This is a genomic window from Streptomyces noursei, from assembly GCF_001646665.1.
Taxonomy (GTDB): domain Bacteria; phylum Actinomycetota; class Actinomycetes; order Streptomycetales; family Streptomycetaceae; genus Streptomyces; species Streptomyces lavendulocolor.
On record NZ_LWBU01000002.1, the window covers coordinates 1 to 17933 of the forward strand.

Here is a 17933-nt window from a genome sequence, read left to right on the forward strand (position 1 = left end):
CGACGACAACGCCGCGAGCGCGCGTGCAGGGCGCCGCGGGCCAGGCGAGACTTTGCGGACACGACCTAGGCACAACCCGCCGGGAGAGGCCGGGCGCGGCAGGTTACTCATGCGTTCCGCACGGCCGGTTGCTGACGCCTGTGACTGTTGCCGCCCCTTCCCCGGATGACAACGTCTTCCCCGTCGTCACCGTCGCCGATGGAGGGAGCAGGAGTGATCAAGGGCTACGCCGCCTTCTGCGACGCGGACCGCCACTTCTACGACGCGCCGTACCGGCTGTCCACCGAGGGCACCGACCGCCGTGGCGCGCCGTACGAGGCGGCGCTCGCGCCGGTTCCCGAAGGCTGGCGCCGGCACCGCAGCGGTGACTGGCTGGCCCTCCGCCCCGTCGACCTCACGCTGCCGGCGCAGGGCTGGAAGATCCACGTCTCGGCGTGCCTCGACAATGCCGAAACGATCCTCTCCCGGGTGACGGACTACTGCCTGCCCCGGCGCATCGCCTTCAAGTTCGTCCCGAGCCGCTACCTGCTGCACACCCGCAACGCCAAGTACGCCGACCGCGCCGCCAGCGGCAAGTTCATCACCGTCTACCCGGCGGACGACGAGCAGTGCCGGCGGATCGCCGACGACCTGGCGGCGCTGCTGGCCGGCGAGCCCGGCCCGTACATCCTCAGCGACCTCCGCTGGGGCGACGGACCGGTGTACGTGCGGTACGGGAGCTTCACCCGGCGGCACTGCTACGGCGAGAACGGCGAGCTGTGCCCGGCCGTCGAGCACCCCGACGGACGGCTCGTCCCCGACCTGCGGGGCCCGGTCTTCCAGATACCCGACTGGGCGGAGCCGCCCGCCTTCCTCCGGCCCCACCTCGACGCGCGGGCCGCCGTGACGGTCACCGACATCCCGTACACCGTCGACAGCGCCCTGCACTTCTCCAACGGCGGCGGGGTGTACGTCGGCCACGACCGCCGCACCGGCGAGAAGGTCGTCCTCAAGGAGGCCCGGCCGCACGCCGGCCTCGCCGCCGACGGCGCCGACGCGGTCACCCGGCTCCGGCGCGAACAGACCGCGCTGGAGCGGCTCGCCGGGCTGCCGTACACCCCCGAGGTGAAGGGGACCTTCGTCCTCGGCGACCACCACTTCCTCGCCATGGAGTTCCTGGAGGGCAAGCCCCTCAACACCTTCTTCGCCCGGCGGCACCCGCTGATCGAGGCCGACCCCACGCCCGAGTCCCTCGCCGACTACACGGCATGGGCGCTGCGGATCCACCGCCTGGTGGAGGAGGCCGTCGACGCGGTGCACGCCCGCGGAGTCGTCTTCAACGACCTCCACCTGTTCAACATCATGGTGTCCGAGGACGAGACCTCCGTGGCGCTCCTCGACTTCGAGGCCGCCGCCCACATCGACGAGGGACGGCGCCAGACCGTCGCCAACCCCGCGTTCGTCGCACCGCCCGACCGGCGCGGCTTCGCCGTCGACCGCTACGCCCTCGCCTGCCTGCGGATCGCCCTGTTCCTGCCGCTGACCAGCCTCTTCCCGCTGGACCCCGGCAAGGCGCGGCACCTCGCCGACATCGCGGCCGCGCAGTTCCCCGTGCCGCGCGCCTTCCTCGACGAGGCGGTCGAGGAGATCGCCGGGCACACCGCCGACGGGCCGTACCTGCCCGTCGAGCCGGGTGACTGGCCGCGCAGCCGCGACTCCATGGCGCGTGCCGTGCTGGCCTCCGCCACCCCCGGCCGCGAGGACCGCTTCTTCCCCGGGGACATCGCCCAGTTCACCGCCGCGGGCGGCGGGCTGACCTTCGGGTACGGCGCGGCCGGCGTCCTGTACGCCCTCGCCGAGACGGACGCCGGGCCCTGCCCGGAGGCCGAGGAGTGGCTGCTGCGCCGCACCGAGGAGCCGGAGTCCGGCACGCCCGCCGGCTTCTACGACGGACTCGCCGGAGTCGCCTGGACCCTGGACCGCCTCGGGCACCGCGAACGGGCCCTGCGTCTGGCGGAACTGACCCTCCGGCGGCCCTGGGAGGACATCGCCCCCGACCTGCACGGCGGCCTCGCGGGCATGGGCCTGGCCCTGGACGCGCTCGGCCTGAAGGACGCCGCGCTGCGCTGCGCCGACCTCGTCGCGCGCGCCCTCCCCGGCATCTCCCGGGCCGGGCTGTTGTACGGCGCGTCCGGCCCCGCGCTCCTCTTCCTCCGCCTGTACGAACGCACCGGTGACACCGGCCTGCTGGACCTGGCCGCCGACGCGCTCCGCCGCGACCTCGCCCGCTGCGTCACCAGCGCGGGCGGCACCCTCCAGGTCGACGAGGGGTGGCGGACCATGCCCTACCTGGGCGCCGGGAGCGTGGGCATCGGCATGGTGCTCGACGACTACGCGGCCCACCGCGCCGACGACGACTTCGATCGGGCGCGCCGCGACATCGTCCGGGCCGCCCAGGCCACGTTCTACGCCCAGCCCGGGCTGTTCCGCGGCGCGGCCGGCATGGTGCTGTACCTCAGCCGCACCACCGCGCCCGGCCCCGGCACCGCCCCCTCCGACATACGGCGCCAGATCGACGCCCTCGCCCGGCACGCCGTGCCGTACCAGGGACATCTGGCCTTCCCCGGCGAGCAGATGATGCGGCTGTCCATGGACCTGGCAACGGGTACCGCCGGCTGCCTCCTCGCCCTCGGCAGCGCCGCGTCCGGCGGACGCGCGCACCTGCCGTTCCTCCCGCCGCTCCGGCGGCCCACGAGCCGGCCCCAGCCAGGGGCCGAGACAGAGCACACCGTCCCCATGAAGGAAAGGAATCGATCATGACGCTTCTCGACCTGCAGTCGATGGAGACCCCCAAGGAAGAGGCCACGGGCGACGTCGCCACCGGCAGCCGCGCGAGCCTGCTGCTCTGCGGCGACAGCAGCCTGAGCGTCACCACCTGTAACTGACCCGCCCGGTCGCGCGGTGCCGAATGCGCGCGGCCGTACGGATCACCCGGTCCCGGGCGGCTCACCCCGCCCGGGACCGTCCCGTTCCGGACCGTTCCGTCTTGTTCCGCCCGGAACCCTCCCCGTCGCGCCCCCAGGAGGACGCCGCCGCCCATGACCTCCCCGCCGCCGCCCCCGCACCCGCTCCCCGGCCGGGCCCCGGCCGACGGGGCACCCGGCCGTGAGGAATCCGGCCACGAGAAGCCCGACCGTGCGGAATCCGGCCGTGCCGAACCCGGCCGGGCAGGGCCGCCCGGGCGCGAGGCGCCGTCCCGGGGCGGCGCGGCCGACCGGGGGGAGCGGACGCTGTGGGGAGCCGTGCGGCACAGCGGGGGCCGGGCCGCCGCCATCACGCTCTGCTCCGTGGCCGCCGCGCTGGCGGCCCTCGCCGAGCCGGCCGTCCTCGGACGCAGCCTCGACCTGCTGCTCGCCGGTTCCGCCGAGGCACCGCGCTGGGTCGCGCTCTGCGCCGCGCTGATCGCCGCCGAAGTGGCCCTCGACGCGCTCGTGGCGCTGCTGACCGGCACCACGAACGCCCGGTCCACTGCCTGGCTCCGCCACCGCGCCCTCGGCCGCGTGCTCGCCGCCTCTCCGCACCACGCGGCGGCCCGCTTCGCCCCCGGGGACCTCGCCACCCGGCTGACCGCCAACGCCACCGAGGCCGGTACCGTCCCCGCGACCGCCGCCGGTGCGCTCGCCACCGTCCTGCCGCCCCTCGGGGGGCTGGTCGCGCTGCTCCTCATCGACGTGTGGACGGCCACCGCGTTCCTGGCCGGCGCACCGCTGCTCGTCCTGCTGCTGCGGGCCTTCGCCCGCACCTCGTCCGGCACCGTGTCGCGCTACCAGCGCGTGCAGTCCGGCATGGCGGACCGCCTCGTCGAGGCACTGGCCGGCGCCCGTACCGTCGCCGCCGCCGGCACCGCCGCGCGCGAGCAGCGGCGCGTCCTCGCCGCACTGCCCCAACTCGCCGCGGAGGGACGGACGATGTGGCTCGTGTACGGCCGTGCCGTCGCCCGCAGCGGTGTCCTGATGCCCCTCCTGGTGAGCGTCGTCCTCGCCGTCGGCGGCGTCCGGCTGGCGGCCGGCGCGATGGGCGTCGGCGACCTGGTCGCGGCGTCGCGGTACGCGGCCCTCGCGGCGGGCGTCGGGTCGGTGGCCGCCGCGCTCGGCGGACTGGTACGCGGCCGCGCCGCGGCCCGCCGCACGGGGGAACTGCTCGCCCTTCCGGCGGTGCCGCACGGCCCGGAGGCGCTGCCCGCCGGTGGTACGGGGGCGCTCGAACTGCGGGGCGTCACCGTGGTACGCGACGGGGCCGCCGTGCTCGACGGCGTCGACCTGCGCGTGCCCGGCGGGGCGATCGTCGCCGTGGTCGGCCGGTCCGGCGCGGGCAAGTCCCTGCTCGCCGCCGTCGCGGGACGGCTCCTCGACCCCGACGAGGGGCACGTCCTGCTCGACGGGGTGCGCCTCGACCGCGTCGGGCCGGGGGAGCTGCGGCGGGAAGTCGGGTACGCCTTCAGCCGACCCGCCCTGTTCGGGACCACGGTCGGCGCGGCCATCGCGTTCGGCGCCGACCGGGCGCCGGCGGACGCGGTGCGGTCGGCCGCCCGCGCGGCCGGTGCGGACGCCTTCGTCGTACGGCTGCCGGACGGCTACGACACGCCCCTCGCCGACGCGCCGCTGTCGGGCGGCGAGCTGCAACGCCTGGGCCTGGCCCGGGCGTTCGCCCACGCCGGACGGCTGCTGGTGCTCGACGACGCCATGTCCGGACTGGACACGGTCACCCAGCGGCAGGTGGAGCGGGCGCTGGCCCACGACGTCCGGCCGGGCACCCGGCTGGTCGTCGCCCACCGGCTCTCCTCGGCCGTGCGGGCGGACCTCGTGGTCTGGCTGGACGGCGGCCGGGTACGTGCCGTCGGGCCGCACCGGACGCTCTGGCGGAACCCGGCGTACCGCGCCGTCTTCGCCGCCCCGGAAGCCCCCACGGGCGCGGAGCCCGCACCGGCGGACACGGCGGAGGCCCACCCGGGCACGGCGGATGCAGGCACCGGCATGGCGGACGCAGGTACCGGCACTGCGGCGGCACGCACCTGCTCGGCGGCGGCACGCACCTGCTCGGCGGCGGCACGCACCTGCTCGGCGGCGGCATGCACCGGCACTGCGGAGGCCGCACCGACCGGCACTGTGGAGGCCCGCACGGGCACGGCGGACGCTGGCACCGGCCCGGCGGACGCAGGTACCGGCACTGCGGCGGCACGCACCTGCTCGGCGGCGGCACGCACCGGCACGGCCGAGGCCCTCAAGGGCTCGACGGACGCCGGCACCGGCCCGGCGGATGTAGGTACCGGCGCTGCGGCGGCACGCACCGGCACGGCCGAGGCCCACGCGGCGGAGGCCGCACCGACCGGCACTGCGGAGGCCCTCAAGGGCGCGGCGGACGCCGGCACCGGCACGGCGGACGACGGCACCGGCACGCCGGCGGCCTGTCCCGCCAGGGCGGAGGACACACCGGCGGCCCGCACCGGCGGCGCGGCGGCACGCACCGGCACGGAGCGTGCGTGATGGCCGGCCGGGTCCTCCCCGAGGGGCGCCGGTTCCTGCTGCGGCGCAGGCGGGACGTGCTGCGCCTCGCCGCCTGGTCCCTGCTGGAGTCGGCCCACACGTTCCTCGGGGGCTACGGCGTCGCCCGCGCGCTGGACGACGGCTTCCTCGCCGGGCGCACCGGCGTGGGCCTGATGTGGCTGGCCGTGGCCGCGGCGGGGGCGCTTCTCGGCGGCCTCGCCGTGCGCGGGGTCTTCACCGGGCTGGCCGGTCTCGTGGAGCCGCTGCGCGACGGCCTGGTCCGCCGCGCCGTGGCCCAGGCCCTCACCGCGGCGGTGGCGGACCCCGCCCGCGCCGAGAGCGCGGCCGGAGGCACGGCCGTCTCCCGGCTCACCCACCAGACCGAGATCGCCCGCGACAGCTTCGCCGGCGTCGTCCTGACCGCCCGCTCCTTCGTCTTCACCGCCCTCGGGGCGGTGATCGGCATGGCGTCCCTGGAGCCCGCGCTCACGCTCGTCGTCGTGCCGCCGCTCCTGCTCGGTCTGGGCATGTTCCTCGCCACCCTCGGGCCCATGGCCGCCGTCCAGCGCGCCTTCCTCGACGCCGACGAGGCCCTGTCGGCCCGGGTGGGCGCGGTCGGCGCCGGGCTGCGGGACGTGCGGGCGTGCGGCGGCGAGCGGTACGTCGTCGAGGAGACCGGGCGGCTCGTGGACGCCGAGGCCCGGCTCTCCCACCGGCTGGCCCGCTGGGCGGCCGTCCGGACGCTCGCCCTCGGCGCGGCGGGCCGGCTGCCGGTCGTCGCCCTGCTGCTGGCCACCCCGTGGCTGCTGCGCGGCGGGGTGACCGCGGGCGCCCTGCTCGGCGCCCTCACCTACCTCGTACAGGCGCTGCTGCCGGCGCTGGACGCGCTGATGACCGCGCTGGGGGCGGCCGGCACCCGGCTGCTGGTGGTCCTGGAACGCTTCACCGGCCCGCCCGCCGACCCGCCCGCGCCCCGGCCTCCGGTGCGGCGGCTCCCCGTGCCGCCCGGCACCACCCCGCCCGCCGCCGAGATGCGGGGCGTCACCTTCGCCTACGGTCCCGGGGCGCGACCGGTGCTGGACGGGCTCGACCTGGTGGTGGGGCCCGGGGAGCACCTCGCCGTCGTGGGCCCGAGCGGCATCGGCAAGTCCACGCTGACCGCCCTCCTCGCCGGACTGCTCGCCCCGACCGGCGGCACGGTCTCCGTCTCCGGCGCGCCCGCCCTCCTGCCGCAGCAGGCGTACGTCTTCACCGGCACCGTCCTGGACAACCTCCGCTACCTGCACCCCGGCGCCACGCCCGACGAGGTGCGGCGCGCGGTGGACGCCCTGGGGCTCGGGCCGCTCGTCCGGCGGCTGGGCGGCCCCGACGCGGTGATCGACCCGGCCCGGCTGTCGCAGGGCGAGCGCCAGCGCCTCGCGCTCGGCCGCGCCTACCTCTCGCCCGCCCCGCTCCTGCTGCTGGACGAGGCGACGTGCCATCTGGACCCCGACACCGAGGAGCACGCCGAGCGGGCGCTCGCCGCCCGGCCCGGCGCACTGGTGGTGGTCGCCCACCGCATCTCGTCCGCCGTGCGGGCGGACCGGGTCCTGGTCCTGGACGGCGACCGCGCCCAGTGCGCCCCGCACGACGAACTGCTCACCCGGTCCGGGCTCTACCGGGACCTCGTCGGGCTGTGGCAGCCCGACGCGGCCTGACCCGCCGGCATCTACACCCAGCCGGCCCCCTGCGATATACGGATCGCGTCGATCCGGTTGCGTGCGCCCACCTTCCGGGTGGCCGACGCCATGTAGTTGCGCACCGTCCCGTTCGACAGGTGCAGGCCGCGGGCTATCTCGGCGATGGACTCGCCCTCCGCGGCCCGCGCCAGCACGCTCAGCTCCCGCGCGGTCAGCGGCATTCTGGACGCCTCCAGAAAGCCGAAGGCGAGCGATTCGTCCACGAACCGCTCGCCCTCCGCGACCTTGCGGATGCCCCGCACCAGCCGGTGCGGTGAACCGTGCTTGTCCACGTAGCCCAGCGCCCGTGCCTCGAACGCCCGGCGCAGTGCCCCCGGCCGGCCCGCCGATGCCAGCACCAGCAGCGCCGTCCGGTCACCCAGCAGTTCCCGGTCCGCGTCCGCCCCGCCGTCCAGCAGGGCCGCCGCACCCGGACAGTCCAGGTCCACCACGCAGACGTCCGGGCTTAACGCCCCGGCGTGCCGGTTCGCGGACCGCCAGCCCGCCGAGGACACGTCGAACGCCCCCTCCGATCTCAGCAGCGCCACCAGCGCCGACCTCAGCAGACTGACGCTGTGCAGGACAAGCACCTTCGTCACGTCCATCCCCTCCCTGTCGTCCGCCCGGGCGGCCGATCACCGCCGGACTGCCGTACGGCCACCCATGCGGCTTCCCCGGGCAGCGGGGCTGGAACATGCCCCCCGAGGTACGCGCGGGGCGCGCGCCCCCCACGGGCGAGCGCCCCCTGCGCTTCCGTGCGCACGGATATGCGCCCCGACGGAGACCCACACGGCTCGACACGGCCCGACACGGCCCGACGGAGTCCGGCGCCGCGCGGCCCGGGAGGCGTCAGGGACGCCGGTCGCGTGGTGGGAAACGGCGCGTCGCCCGAAAATGGCTGGGTATGCGGTGGTCCTCCGTACGACGAGGAGGGTGGACCCGATGACCCACACGACCGACCGGCCCGTGACTCCCGAGGAGGAGACCGACCTGCCGACCGTGCGTTCCCTCGCGGAACTCGGCGAGCTGGTGGAGCGCCGCGGACCGCTCTACGTCCGCTGGTCCCGCGGGCCCGCCCGCGACCTGGGCGCCACCCGCAGCGTCGACGAGCTGACGGGCATCCCCATGCCCGGGCTCAGCGCGAACCCGCTCCAGGTCGAGACGTGGTGGGGCGACCGCTCCCTGCGGCTGTGGGTCGCGCGCCGGCTGTACGACTACTGCCACCTGCGCCGCGACCGGGACGGCGACGTACGCCCCTGGACGCTCCGCGGCCGCGAGGTGGGCCGCGGCCCGGACAACGAGCCGTTGGTGTGCGACATCGAACCCGTGAGCTGGATCGACCTCGCCGTCATCGAGGAGGCGGAGGCCGAGGTCGCCCGCCAGCGCCGCCCGTGGGGCCCCATGCGCCGCTGACCAGGGGCCTGCGTCCCCGTCTGCCGGGCGGCATACGGGGCACAGGGGCCTCATGCCGACAGCGAACGATCAGCCGCTCAAGCGCGCGCTCACCACCCCCCTGCTCTACTTCTTCATCCTCGGCGACGTCCTGGGCGCCGGTGTGTACGTCCTCATCGGCCAGGTCGCCGCCGACGCCGGGGGTGCCGTCTGGGTACCGCTCGCCGCCGCCCTCGCGCTCGCCCTGCTCACCGCCGCCTCCTACGCGGAGCTGGCCACCAAGTACCCCCGCGCCGGAGGCGCCTCCCACTACGCGACCCGCGCCTACGGTCCCTTCGCCGGGTTCCTCGCGGGCTTCTGCATGCTCGCCGCCGGCATCGTCTCCGTCGGCGCGCTCGCCCGGGGCTTCGCCGGCGACTACCTGACGGCGTTCGTCACCCTGCCCGTCGCCCTGGTCGCGGTGGTGTTCCTGGCGGCCCTCGCCCTGCTCAACGCGCGCGGCATCCAGGAGTCCACCCGCGCCAACGTGGTGGCCACGGTCGTCGAACTGGGCGGTCTGGCGATCATTGTCGTGCTGGGCGCCTGGCTGCTGCTGCGCGGCGACGGCGACCCCGGCCGGCTCACCCGCCTCGGCACCCCCGAGCACGGCGCGGCCGCCGCCGTGCTGAGCGGCGCCGTCCTCGCGTACTACTCCTTCGTGGGCTTCGAGACCTCCGTCAACGTCGCCGAGGAGACCCGCGACCCACGGCGCTCCTACCCGCGCGCCCTCTTCGGGGCGCTCCTCACGGCCGGCGCGGTGTACGTCCTCGTCGGCCTGGCGGCCTCCGCCGCCGTGCCGACCGGCACCCTCGCCGCGTCCAGCGGCCCGCTGCTGGAGGTGGTGAAGGCGGCGGGAGGCGTTCCGGTCTGGCTGTTCAGCGCGATCGCGCTGGTCGCCGTCGCCAACGGCGCCCTGCTGACCGGCATCATGTCCTCCCGGCTCGCCTACGGCATGGCGCGGGACGGTCTGCTGCCCGCCGTCCTGACGAAGGTGCTGCCCGAACGCCGCACCCCGTGGGCCGCCATCGCCCTCACGACCGCCCTGTCGATGCTGCTGGCCCTCACCGGTAGCGTCGCCACCCTCGCCTCCACCCTGGTGCTGCTGCTCCTGGTGGTCTTCTTCATGGTCAACACCGCGGTGCTCGTCCTGCGCCGCGACCCGGGCGTCCCCGGCCACTTCCGGGCCCCGACCGTGCTCCCGGTGCTGGGCGCCGCCTCCTGCGTGCTGCTCGCCACCCGGGTGGAGCCCGAGGTCTGGCTGCGCGGCCTGATCGTGCTGGGCGCCGGCCTGGTGCTCGCCGCGGTGGCCGCCGCCCGGCGGGAGAGGGAGCGCACCCCCGCCTGACGCCCCGGGGCGTGGGCCGTCCGCGGTACCGCGCGGCGCGGCGGCTTGGCGGGCGGCCCCGGGCGGGGGTGCCCTGGCCCTGCGTGTGCCCACACCTGAGGCCCCGGGAGTACCAGATGTCCCTCCGCGCCACCGCCGCCGCAGCCGTCCTCCTCGCGCTCGCCGCGGCCGTCCCCGTCCACGCCGACACCCACGACCCCGCACCGGGTGCCGTTCCCGTTCCCGTTCCCGTTCCCGGCGGGGACGGCGGGCTGTTCCTCACGGTGTCGGGCGGCGACGAGAGCTGGATCCGGGGCGTGCGACTGCGCTGCTCGCCCCGCCCCAGCGGTCCGCACCCCGACGCAGAGGGGGCGTGCGCGGCCCTGGACACGGCGCGCGGGAACCTCGACCGGCTCCCCGGCGACCAGCACCCGTGCACCAAGAGGTTCGACCCGGTCACCGCCCGTGCGGTCGGCGAGTGGCGCGGGCTCCGGCTGGAGTGGCGCAGGACCTACCCGAACGCGTGCGTCCTGGACACCGCGGCGGGACCGCTCTTCCGCTTCTGACGCACCCGCGCGACGCCGCCCGTACCCGCCCCGGGCCGTACCCGTCCCGGGCCGTACCCGCCCGCAGCGGGCCCCGCGACACCCGCTCCGATGCCACAACGGCGGGCGGGCCGGCCCGTCAGGTGTCCCGGGTGGCCGCCATCCCGATCGTGACCAGCCCGAGCACCACCCAGCCGAACCACAGCCAGCCGTTGCTGCCGAGCGCCACCGTGTACGCCGTCGTCACCACCAGCGCCCCGATGGTGAGCCCGCTCATCGTCTTCGTCGAACCGGACATGCGCGTCCTCCTCATGGCGGCCGTACCGCCATGGTCCCCCGCGAGGCGCCCCGGGCGCTACTGCCCCGGCACTACCGGCCGCGTGCCTGCAACGAGGCGAGGTAGGCGTTGTACGCCTCCAGCTCCTTGTCGCCGTCCCGGTCGGCCGCCCGGTCGGTGCGCACCGCCTGGCGCTGCTCGGACCGGTACCACTGGTACACCAGCGCGATCAGCACCAGCACGGACGGGATCTCGCTGAACGCCCAGGCGATGCCGCCGGCCGCGTTCTGGTCGGCGAGGGCGTCGATGCCGAGCGAGGCCGGCGGGTTCGCGTACGCCTTGACCATCGGCTCCGTCGCCATCATCAGGGCGATGCCGAAGAAGGCGTGGAACGGCATGCCCGCGAACAGCTCCAGCATCCGCATCACGTAGCCGGGCCGGTGCGGCCCGGGGTCCACGCCCATGATCGGCCAGAAGAACACCAGGCCGACCGCGAGGAAGTGCACCATCATCGCGATGTGCCCCGGCCGGGAGCCCATGAGGAAGTCGAACAGCGGCGTGAAGTACAGGGCGTACAGGCTCGCGATGAACAGCGGGATCGTGAACACCGGATGCGTGATGATCCGCATGTAACGGCTGTGCAGCAGCATCAGCAGCAGCTCGCGCGGCCCCTTGGAGCCCCGCCGGGAGGCGACCGGCAGGGCGCGCAGCGCCAGCGTCACCGGCGCGCCCAGCAGCAGCAGGATCGGCGAGAGCATGCTGATCACCATGTGCTGCACCATGTGCACGCTGAACATGACCATGCCGTAGTCGTTCAGCCGGGTGCACATCACCAGCGCGACGCTCAGCACGCCGACCGTGAAGAACACGGTCCGGCCGACCGGCCAGGCGTCACCGCGCCCGCGCAGCCGCGCCACGCCCCACCCGTACAGGCCGAGGGCCGCGAGGCAGCCGACGAGGAAGAACACGTCCGGCGAGAACTCGAGCGCCCGGCCGAGGGTGAACGGCGGCAGATCCATGGGCATGTCATGCGTGCCGTGCCCGCTGTGATCCATCCGCCGGCTCCTGATTCGTTTCGTGCTGGGTTGTCCGCTTGCGGGGTCCAGACTAGAACCGCCCCCGGTCGCGGCTGCGACCGGGGGCGGGGGTTCTGTGCGGAACGGGGGTCAGAGGACCGTCTCGGCCTCGTCGTACCGCTCGGACGGCACGGTCTTCAGCGTCTCCACGGCCTGGGCGAGGGGCACCATGACGATGTCGGTGCCGCGCAGCGCGGTCAGCATGCCGAATTCGCCCCGGTGCGCGGCCTCCACCGCGTGCCAGCCGAACCGGGTCGCCAGGACCCGGTCGTACGCGGTCGGCGTCCCGCCCCGCTGGACGTGGCCGAGGATCACCGCGCGGGCCTCCTTGCCGAGCCGGTGCTCCAGCTCGCCGGCCAGCTGCTGGGCCACGCCGGCGAACCGCTCGTGCCCGTAGATGTCCTTGCCGCCCTCGTTGAACTCCATCGAGCCCGCGCGCGGCTTCGCGCCCTCCGCCACCACGACGATCGCGAACTTCTTGCCCGCCTCGAACCGCGCCCCGACCCGGGCGGTCAGCTCGTCGATGTCGAAGGGCCGCTCGGGCACCACGATGGCGTGCGCGCCGGCGGCCATGCCGGAGTGCAGCGCGATCCATCCGGTGTGGCGGCCCATGACCTCGACGATCAGCACGCGCTGGTGCGACTCGGCGGTCGTCTTCAGCCGGTCGAGCGCCTCGGTGGCGACCCCGACCGCGGTGTCGAAACCGAAGGTGACGTCGGTCGACGCGATGTCGTTGTCGATCGTCTTCGGTACGCCGACGATAGGCAGCCCCGCCTGGGAGAGGAGATTGGCCGCCTTGAGGGTGCCCTCGCCGCCGATCGGGATGATCGCGTCGAGGCCGAGGTCCGAGACGTGCCCCCTGGCGCGCTCGACACCGTCGACGAGGTGCGCCGGCTGGACACGGGAGGAGCCGAGGATCGTACCGCCGCGGGCGAGGATGCCGGCCACCGCGTCCAGGTCGAGCTTGCGGTAGTCGCACTCCAGGAGGCCCTTCCAACCGTCGTGGAAGCCGATGACCTCGTCGCCGTGATCGACGACGGCGCGGTGCACGACGGAACGGATGACGGCGTTCAGACCGGGGCAGTCGCCGCCGGAGGTGAGCACACCAATGCGCATAGCCCGAGATACCTTTGCAACGTGGGCCGACTCCCGGACCACGTCGTCCGGTTGGATCCCCGCCACCCTACCGGCGTTGGGTGACGGGGCCGAAACGAGCGTCCGACTACTGGACGGTAGTCGTGCGAACCGACGAATCCGGTGGATCGACGGTCCGTCAGGCGGGTTGCGAGGCCGCCGCGATGCGCTCCGCGCGCAGTGCCTCGTACCACCGGTCGTCGGTGGGGGGCAGCGCGTTCACGTCAAGGGCCAGCTTCAGCAGAAGGTCCGCGATCTGCGGATTGCGCGCCATGACCGGACCATGCATGTATGTCCCGAAAACGGTGTCATTGTACGCACCCTCCGTCCCGTCCCCGGTGCCGTTGCCGTTGCCGAACACCGTCCGCGCGAACGGCCGGGCCGTCGGACCCAGGTGGGTCACGCCCTGGTGGTTCTCGAAACCGGTCAGCTGCGGCAGACCCAGGCGCGGGTCGATGTCCGCCAGCACGTCACCGACGCAGCGGGCACCCTCGCCGCGCGTCGAGATCACGTCGATCAGCCCGAGGCCCGGCTCCCGCTCCCCGAGGTCGTTGATGAACTCGTGGCCCAGGATCTGGTAGCCGGCGCACACCGAGAAGATGATCGCGCCGTTCTCCGCCGCCCGGTTCAGGCCGCCGTCACGGCGCAGCCGCTCGGCCGCCAGCCGCTGCGGCCGGTCCTCGCCGCCGCCGATCAGGTAGATGTCGCCCGACGTCGGGATGGGCTGGTCGCTGCGCACGTCCACCCGCTGCACGTCCAGGCCGCGCTGGCGGGCGCGCCGCTCCACCACGAGGGCGTTGCCCTGGTCTCCGTACGTACTGAGCAGGTCCGGGTAGACCCACACGAGACGCAGACTGCTGTCGCTCATGCTCATGTCCTTCTGGGGGTCAGTTGCCGACGCGGCGGCGGACGTCCTGGAACGCGGTGTAGTTGGCGATCAGCTCGATCCGCCCGGGCGGGGACAGCTGCACCGCCTCGTCGACCGTCTCGCACACCCGGAAGTCCAGGCCCGCGACCTCCAGCCGGACCGCCAGGTCCAGCCGCCGGTCGCCGATCACCACGATGGGGTGCCCGGCGAGCCGCGTGTAGTCGACGTCCCAGAGCCAGGACGTGTCCGTGCCGTCCGCGCCGCGGGCGTTGACGGACAGGATGACCGGCGTCGGCGGCGGGTCGATCAGCGAGAACGTCTCCAGCCAGCCCGCCGGGTTCTTCGCCAGCAGCAGCCGCAGGTCACGGCCCTGGAAGGAGACCACGTCGTACCGGCCGGCCACGGCCTGCACCTGGTACATCCGCTCCAGCGCCACCTGCGGCGGCACGCCGAACACGGCCGCGACGGCGGCCGACGTGGCGGCGTTGGCCCGGTTGGCGCGGCCCGGCAGCTGGAGGTGGATCGGCCAGGCCGAACCGTGCGGGTCCAGGACGTGCTCGCCGTTGAGCGCCCAGCTGGGGGCGGGGCGGCGGAAACCGCACTCGCCGCAGAACCAGTCGTCGCCGGGGCGCTGCATCACACCGCCGCAGGCGGGGCAGGACCAGGCGTCGTCCTTCCACTCCTGACCGGCCGCCACCCACACGACGTTGGGGGAGGAGGACGCGGCCCAGACGACGAGCGGGTCGTCGGCGTTGGCGATCACGACCGCCTTCGTCCCGGACAGTCCCTCGCGCCACTTCTCGGCGAGCATCCGCGTCTCGGCGGCGCGGTCGAGCTGGTCGCGCGAGAGGTTGAGCAGCGCGATCGCCTTCGGCGCCACGTCGCGCGCGACGCCGGCCAGATACTTCTCGTCGACCTCGATCACGCCGTACTTGGCGTCCGAGCCGCCCGCGAGGGCGGACGTGATGCCCGCGGGCATGTTCGCGCCGAGCGCGTTCGAGACGACCGGGCCGCTGGCCCGCAGTGCCTCGGCGATCAGCCGGGTGGTGGTGGTCTTGCCGTTGGTCGCCGACACCAGGACGACGTCCAGGTGCTGCGCCAGCCGCCCGAGCAGTTCGGGGTCCAGCTTGAGCGCCACCCGGCCGCCGATCACCGATCCGCTGCCGCGTCCCGCGGCGCGTGACACCGCCGCAGCGGCCTTTCCTGCCGTCACGGCCAGCTTGGCGCGCGGCGACAGCGGCTCCGTGTTGCCTGCCATCGTCCTTGTTCCTCCTAGCGTGGGTCCGGGCTCAGCCTATCGAGGTCCGGCCGCACGCCCGAACCGCGCCACCTGCTGAAACCCCCGGAGAGGGCGGGAACGTAGGCTGGACGCCATGCGAAACCGGCCGATCCCCGGCAGTTCCGGCCATGTACGAGCCATGACCCTGCTCGGCGACCCGGTCCTGCACACCCCCTGCGAGCCCGTCACCGACTTCGGTCCGTCCCTGTCCCGGCTCATCGAGGACATGTTCGCCACGATGTACGCGGCGCAGGGCGTCGGCCTCGCGGCCAACCAGGTCGGCGTGGCCTCGCGGGTCTTCGTCTACGACTGCCCCGACGACGAGGACGTGCGCCACCTCGGCCACATCGTCAACCCGCGCCTGGTGGAGGCGGACGGGGTGACGGTGCGCGGCCCGGAGGGCTGCCTGTCCCTGCCGGGCCTCGAAGCCGGCACGGAACGCTTCGACCGCGCGGTGGTCGAGGGCGTCGACCGGCTGGGCGCGCCGGTGCGCGTGGAGGGCACCGGCTTCTTCGCCCGCTGCCTCCAGCACGAGTGCGACCACCTGGCGGGCACGGTCTACACCGACCGCCTCACCGGCTGGCGCCGCGCCAGGGCGCTGCGCGCGGCGCGCCGGGCGAAGTGGGCCACCGGCGCCTGACGCCCGTCCCGGCGTCCGGTCCGTGATCGCCCCAGCGCCCCGGGCGGGGGCCTCACGGGCCTCCGGAGGCCCGGCCGGAACCGCGGGCGTTCAGAACCCGGGGCCGTCCACCTTGTCGTCGACCTGCTCCAGGCGGCCCCAGAGCAGGTCCGCCAGGGCCCGTACCAAGTCCTCCCGGGAGCAGGGGCGTTCACCCAGCCACCAGTCCCCGGCGGCGTGCATCATCCCGACGATGCCGTGGCCCCACACCCGCGCCAGCACCTCGCTGTTCGGCCCCAGGTCGACCCGCTGGGCTATCACCCGGGCCAGTTCCTCGCCCATGCGGCGCAGCACGGGCGCGGAGTGGCGCCCGGTGTCGAAGCCCTGCTCCGGCTGCTGCCCGCCGCCGGTGTCCTCCGAGGGGTGCATCAGGAACCGGTACACCTGGGGGCGCGCCTCGATGGCGGCCAGATACGTGTCGAGCGTCGCCTCCACCCGCCGGCGCCGGTCGGCGGGCGCGTCGAGCGCCGACTGGAGGGCGGCCAGCAGGGCGTCCGTGTGGCGCTTGGCGAGCGCCCGGTACAGGCCGCTCTTGTCGCCGAAGTGCCGGTACAGGATCGGCTTGGTGATGCCCGCCTCGGCCGCGATGGCGTTCATGGACGCCTGTGGTCCGTCGCGGAGGACCACGCGGTCGGCGGCCTCGAGCAGCTCGCGTCGCCGCTGGTCGGCCGACCGCTGCTGCTCGTTCCGATGTGTGGTCTCCATTGCGTGTCTCCCCGCCCGTGCGATGTCCTCAAGACCCGCGCAACGTAACACCCGCCCCGTCGACACTGTCGGTTGACAGCGGCTACTTACCGGTAACAGACTGCTGTTACCGCTAGTAACACGCCGGGAGGGAACATGGCCGAGTTCACGTTTGAACTCAACGACGACCAGAAGCAGGTCCGTGACTGGCTGCACGGCTTCGCCAAGGACGTGATACGACCGGCCGCCTCCGAGTGGGACGAGCGCGAGGAGACCCCCTGGCCCATCATCCAGGAAGCCGCCAAGGTCGGCATCTACTCCCTCGACTTCTACGCCCAGCAGTTCTTCGACCCCACCGGTCTCGGCATCCCGATGACCATGGAGGAACTGTTCTGGGGCGACGCGGGCATCGCCCTGTCCATCGTCGGTACTGGCCTGGCTGCCGTCGGCGTCCTCGCCAATGGCACCGAGGAGCAGATCGGCACCTGGATCCCGCAGATGTACGGCGACCCGGGCGACGTCAAGGTCGCGGCCTTCTGCTCCTCCGAGCCCGACGCCGGCTCCGATGTCGCCGCCATGCGCACCCGCGCGGTCTACGACCAGGCCAAGGACGAGTGGGTCCTCAACGGCACCAAGACCTGGGCGACCAACGGCGGCATCGCCAACGTCCACGTCGTCGTCGCCGTCGTCGACCCCGAGCTCGGCTCCAAGGGCCACGCCTCCTTCATCGTCCCGCCGGGCACCCCCGGCCTCTCCCAGGGCCAGAAGTTCAAGAAGCACGGCATCCGCGCCTCCCACACCGCCGAGGTCGTCCTGGAGGACGTCCGCGTCCCCGGCTCCTGCCTGCTCGGCGGCAAGGAGAAGCTCGACGAGCGGCTCGCCCGCGCCCGGGAGAAGGCCAGGGCCGGCGGGGAGCGGGTGAAGAACGCCGCCATGGCCACCTTCGAGGCCTCCCGCCCCGCCGTCGGCGCCATGGCCGTGGGCACCGCCCGCGCCGCGTACGAGGTGGCCCTCGACTACGCGCGGACCCGCGTCCAGTTCGGCCGCCCCATCATCGACAACCAGGGCGTCGCCTTCCAGCTGGCGGACATGCGCACCCAGATCGACGCCGCCCGGCTCCTGGTCTGGCGCGCCTCCTGGATGGCGACCGCCGGCAAGCCGTTCACCTCGGCCGAGGGCTCCATGTCCAAGCTGTACGCGAGCGAGGTCGCCAAGAAGGTCACGGCCCAGGCCGTCCAGATCCTCGGCGGCAACGGCTTCACCCGCGAGTACCCGGTCGAGCGGATGCACCGCGACAGCGCGATCTACACCATCTTCGAAGGGACGAGCGAGGTCCAGCGCCTCGTCATCGCCCGCACCCTCTCGGGCATGCCGATCCGCTGATCCGGCGGCGGGG

16 protein-coding genes are annotated in these 17933 nt (G+C 74.4%); 9 read left to right on the forward strand and 7 right to left on the reverse strand.

What is annotated here, in order from left to right:
* The first annotated feature begins 198 nt into the window (after positions 1-198).
* The 4 genes from lanKC to A4V12_RS00455 all read left to right on the forward strand — a co-directional run bounded on the left by lanKC (position 199) and on the right by A4V12_RS00455 (position 7219).
* Positions 199-2799, forward strand: coding sequence for a class III lanthionine synthetase LanKC (gene lanKC / locus A4V12_RS00440; RefSeq protein ID WP_423563530.1), 2601 nt, complete (start codon positions 199-201; stop codon positions 2797-2799).
* Positions 2796-2924: a SapB/AmfS family lanthipeptide gene (locus A4V12_RS00445; RefSeq protein ID WP_058940762.1), complete on the forward strand. Its 129-nt coding sequence runs from the start codon at positions 2796-2798 to the stop codon at positions 2922-2924. Before lanKC ends, A4V12_RS00445 begins: the two co-directional genes overlap by 4 nt.
* 153 nt (positions 2925-3077) lie before the next feature.
* Positions 3078-5522 (forward strand): ABC transporter ATP-binding protein, encoded by a 2445-nt coding sequence (locus tag A4V12_RS00450; RefSeq protein ID WP_064067128.1) that lies wholly within the window; start codon positions 3078-3080, stop codon positions 5520-5522.
* A complete protein-coding gene (locus tag A4V12_RS00455) occupies positions 5522-7219 on the forward strand; it encodes an ATP-binding cassette domain-containing protein (RefSeq protein WP_064067129.1) in 1698 nt (565 codons plus the stop codon). The genes A4V12_RS00450 and A4V12_RS00455 overlap by 1 nt, the downstream gene beginning before the upstream one ends.
* A gap of 11 nt (positions 7220-7230) precedes the next feature.
* Here the strand turns inward: A4V12_RS00455 and A4V12_RS00460 are convergent, their stop codons facing one another.
* Entirely contained in the window at positions 7231-7845 is a 615-nt protein-coding gene (locus A4V12_RS00460; protein ID WP_199831193.1) for a response regulator transcription factor, read from the reverse strand.
* A gap of 337 nt (positions 7846-8182) precedes the next feature.
* On the opposite strand from A4V12_RS00460, the gene A4V12_RS00465 reads away from it, so the two are divergent.
* The 3 genes from A4V12_RS00465 to A4V12_RS00475 all read left to right on the forward strand — a co-directional run bounded on the left by A4V12_RS00465 (position 8183) and on the right by A4V12_RS00475 (position 10561).
* Positions 8183-8653 (forward strand): DUF6098 family protein, encoded by a 471-nt coding sequence (locus tag A4V12_RS00465; protein ID WP_064067130.1) that lies wholly within the window; start codon positions 8183-8185, stop codon positions 8651-8653.
* A 52-nt stretch (positions 8654-8705) separates the two neighbouring features.
* Complete coding sequence (locus A4V12_RS00470) at positions 8706-10016, forward strand: APC family permease (RefSeq protein ID WP_064067131.1); 1311 nt, start codon at positions 8706-8708, stop codon at positions 10014-10016.
* 116 nt (positions 10017-10132) lie between these two features.
* Complete coding sequence (locus tag A4V12_RS00475; RefSeq protein ID WP_064067132.1) at positions 10133-10561, forward strand: SSI family serine proteinase inhibitor; 429 nt, start codon at positions 10133-10135, stop codon at positions 10559-10561.
* Between the two features lie 118 nt (positions 10562-10679).
* Here A4V12_RS00475 and A4V12_RS37885 read toward each other — a convergent pair whose 3' ends face one another.
* From A4V12_RS37885 to A4V12_RS00495, 5 genes are all read right to left on the reverse strand, one after another.
* The gene (locus A4V12_RS37885) at positions 10680-10838 is read right to left on the reverse strand and encodes a hypothetical protein (protein WP_199831194.1); all 159 of its coding nucleotides are present in this window, start codon (positions 10836-10838) and stop codon (positions 10680-10682) included.
* A 71-nt stretch (positions 10839-10909) separates the two neighbouring features.
* Positions 10910-11872, reverse strand: a complete 963-nt coding sequence (locus A4V12_RS00480; protein ID WP_064067133.1) for a cytochrome c oxidase assembly protein — start codon at positions 11870-11872, stop codon at positions 10910-10912.
* Positions 11873-11983: 111 nt separating this feature from the next.
* On the reverse strand, positions 11984-13009 hold the full coding sequence (locus tag A4V12_RS00485; protein ID WP_064067134.1) for a 6-phosphofructokinase: 1026 nt from the start codon (positions 13007-13009) through the stop codon (positions 11984-11986).
* A 157-nt stretch (positions 13010-13166) separates the two neighbouring features.
* Positions 13167-13895 carry a type 1 glutamine amidotransferase gene (locus tag A4V12_RS00490; RefSeq protein WP_064067135.1) on the reverse strand — a complete coding sequence of 243 codons (729 nt, stop codon included), beginning with the start codon at positions 13893-13895 and terminating at the stop codon, positions 13167-13169.
* 19 nt (positions 13896-13914) lie between these two features.
* Positions 13915-15153, reverse strand: a complete 1239-nt coding sequence (locus A4V12_RS00495) for a Mur ligase family protein (protein ID WP_064067136.1) — start codon at positions 15151-15153, stop codon at positions 13915-13917.
* 115 nt (positions 15154-15268) lie between these two features.
* On the opposite strand from A4V12_RS00495, the gene def reads away from it, so the two are divergent.
* Positions 15269-15814 carry a peptide deformylase gene (gene def, locus A4V12_RS00500; protein WP_064067137.1) on the forward strand — a complete coding sequence of 182 codons (546 nt, stop codon included), beginning with the start codon at positions 15269-15271 and terminating at the stop codon, positions 15812-15814.
* Between the two features lie 90 nt (positions 15815-15904).
* Here def and A4V12_RS00505 read toward each other — a convergent pair whose 3' ends face one another.
* Positions 15905-16558: a TetR family transcriptional regulator gene (locus A4V12_RS00505; protein WP_064067138.1), complete on the reverse strand. Its 654-nt coding sequence runs from the start codon at positions 16556-16558 to the stop codon at positions 15905-15907.
* A gap of 135 nt (positions 16559-16693) precedes the next feature.
* Here A4V12_RS00505 and A4V12_RS00510 point away from each other — a divergent pair, with 135 nt between their 5' ends.
* Complete coding sequence (locus tag A4V12_RS00510; RefSeq protein WP_064067139.1) at positions 16694-17920, forward strand: acyl-CoA dehydrogenase family protein; 1227 nt, start codon at positions 16694-16696, stop codon at positions 17918-17920.
* The last annotated feature ends 13 nt before the right edge of the window (positions 17921-17933 follow it).

Coding starts and splice junctions, on each gene's coding strand:
- lanKC (WP_423563530.1), top strand. CDS start 199: ATGGAGGGAGCAGGAGTGATCAAGGGCTACGCCGCCTTCTGCGACGCG.
- A4V12_RS00445 (WP_058940762.1), top strand. CDS start 2,796: ATGACGCTTCTCGACCTGCAGTCGATGGAGACCCCCAAGGAAGAGGCC.
- A4V12_RS00450 (WP_064067128.1), top strand. CDS start 3,078: ATGACCTCCCCGCCGCCGCCCCCGCACCCGCTCCCCGGCCGGGCCCCG.
- A4V12_RS00455 (WP_064067129.1), top strand. CDS start 5,522: ATGGCCGGCCGGGTCCTCCCCGAGGGGCGCCGGTTCCTGCTGCGGCGC.
- A4V12_RS00460 (WP_199831193.1), bottom strand. CDS start 7,845: ATGGACGTGACGAAGGTGCTTGTCCTGCACAGCGTCAGTCTGCTGAGG.
- A4V12_RS00465 (WP_064067130.1), top strand. CDS start 8,183: ATGACCCACACGACCGACCGGCCCGTGACTCCCGAGGAGGAGACCGAC.
- A4V12_RS00470 (WP_064067131.1), top strand. CDS start 8,706: ATGCCGACAGCGAACGATCAGCCGCTCAAGCGCGCGCTCACCACCCCC.
- A4V12_RS00475 (WP_064067132.1), top strand. CDS start 10,133: ATGTCCCTCCGCGCCACCGCCGCCGCAGCCGTCCTCCTCGCGCTCGCC.
- A4V12_RS37885 (WP_199831194.1), bottom strand. CDS start 10,838: ATGTCCGGTTCGACGAAGACGATGAGCGGGCTCACCATCGGGGCGCTG.
- A4V12_RS00480 (WP_064067133.1), bottom strand. CDS start 11,872: ATGGATCACAGCGGGCACGGCACGCATGACATGCCCATGGATCTGCCG.
- A4V12_RS00485 (WP_064067134.1), bottom strand. CDS start 13,009: ATGCGCATTGGTGTGCTCACCTCCGGCGGCGACTGCCCCGGTCTGAAC.
- A4V12_RS00490 (WP_064067135.1), bottom strand. CDS start 13,895: ATGAGCGACAGCAGTCTGCGTCTCGTGTGGGTCTACCCGGACCTGCTC.
- A4V12_RS00495 (WP_064067136.1), bottom strand. CDS start 15,153: ATGGCAGGCAACACGGAGCCGCTGTCGCCGCGCGCCAAGCTGGCCGTG.
- def (WP_064067137.1), top strand. CDS start 15,269: ATGCGAAACCGGCCGATCCCCGGCAGTTCCGGCCATGTACGAGCCATG.
- A4V12_RS00505 (WP_064067138.1), bottom strand. CDS start 16,558: ATGGAGACCACACATCGGAACGAGCAGCAGCGGTCGGCCGACCAGCGG.
- A4V12_RS00510 (WP_064067139.1), top strand. CDS start 16,694: ATGGCCGAGTTCACGTTTGAACTCAACGACGACCAGAAGCAGGTCCGT.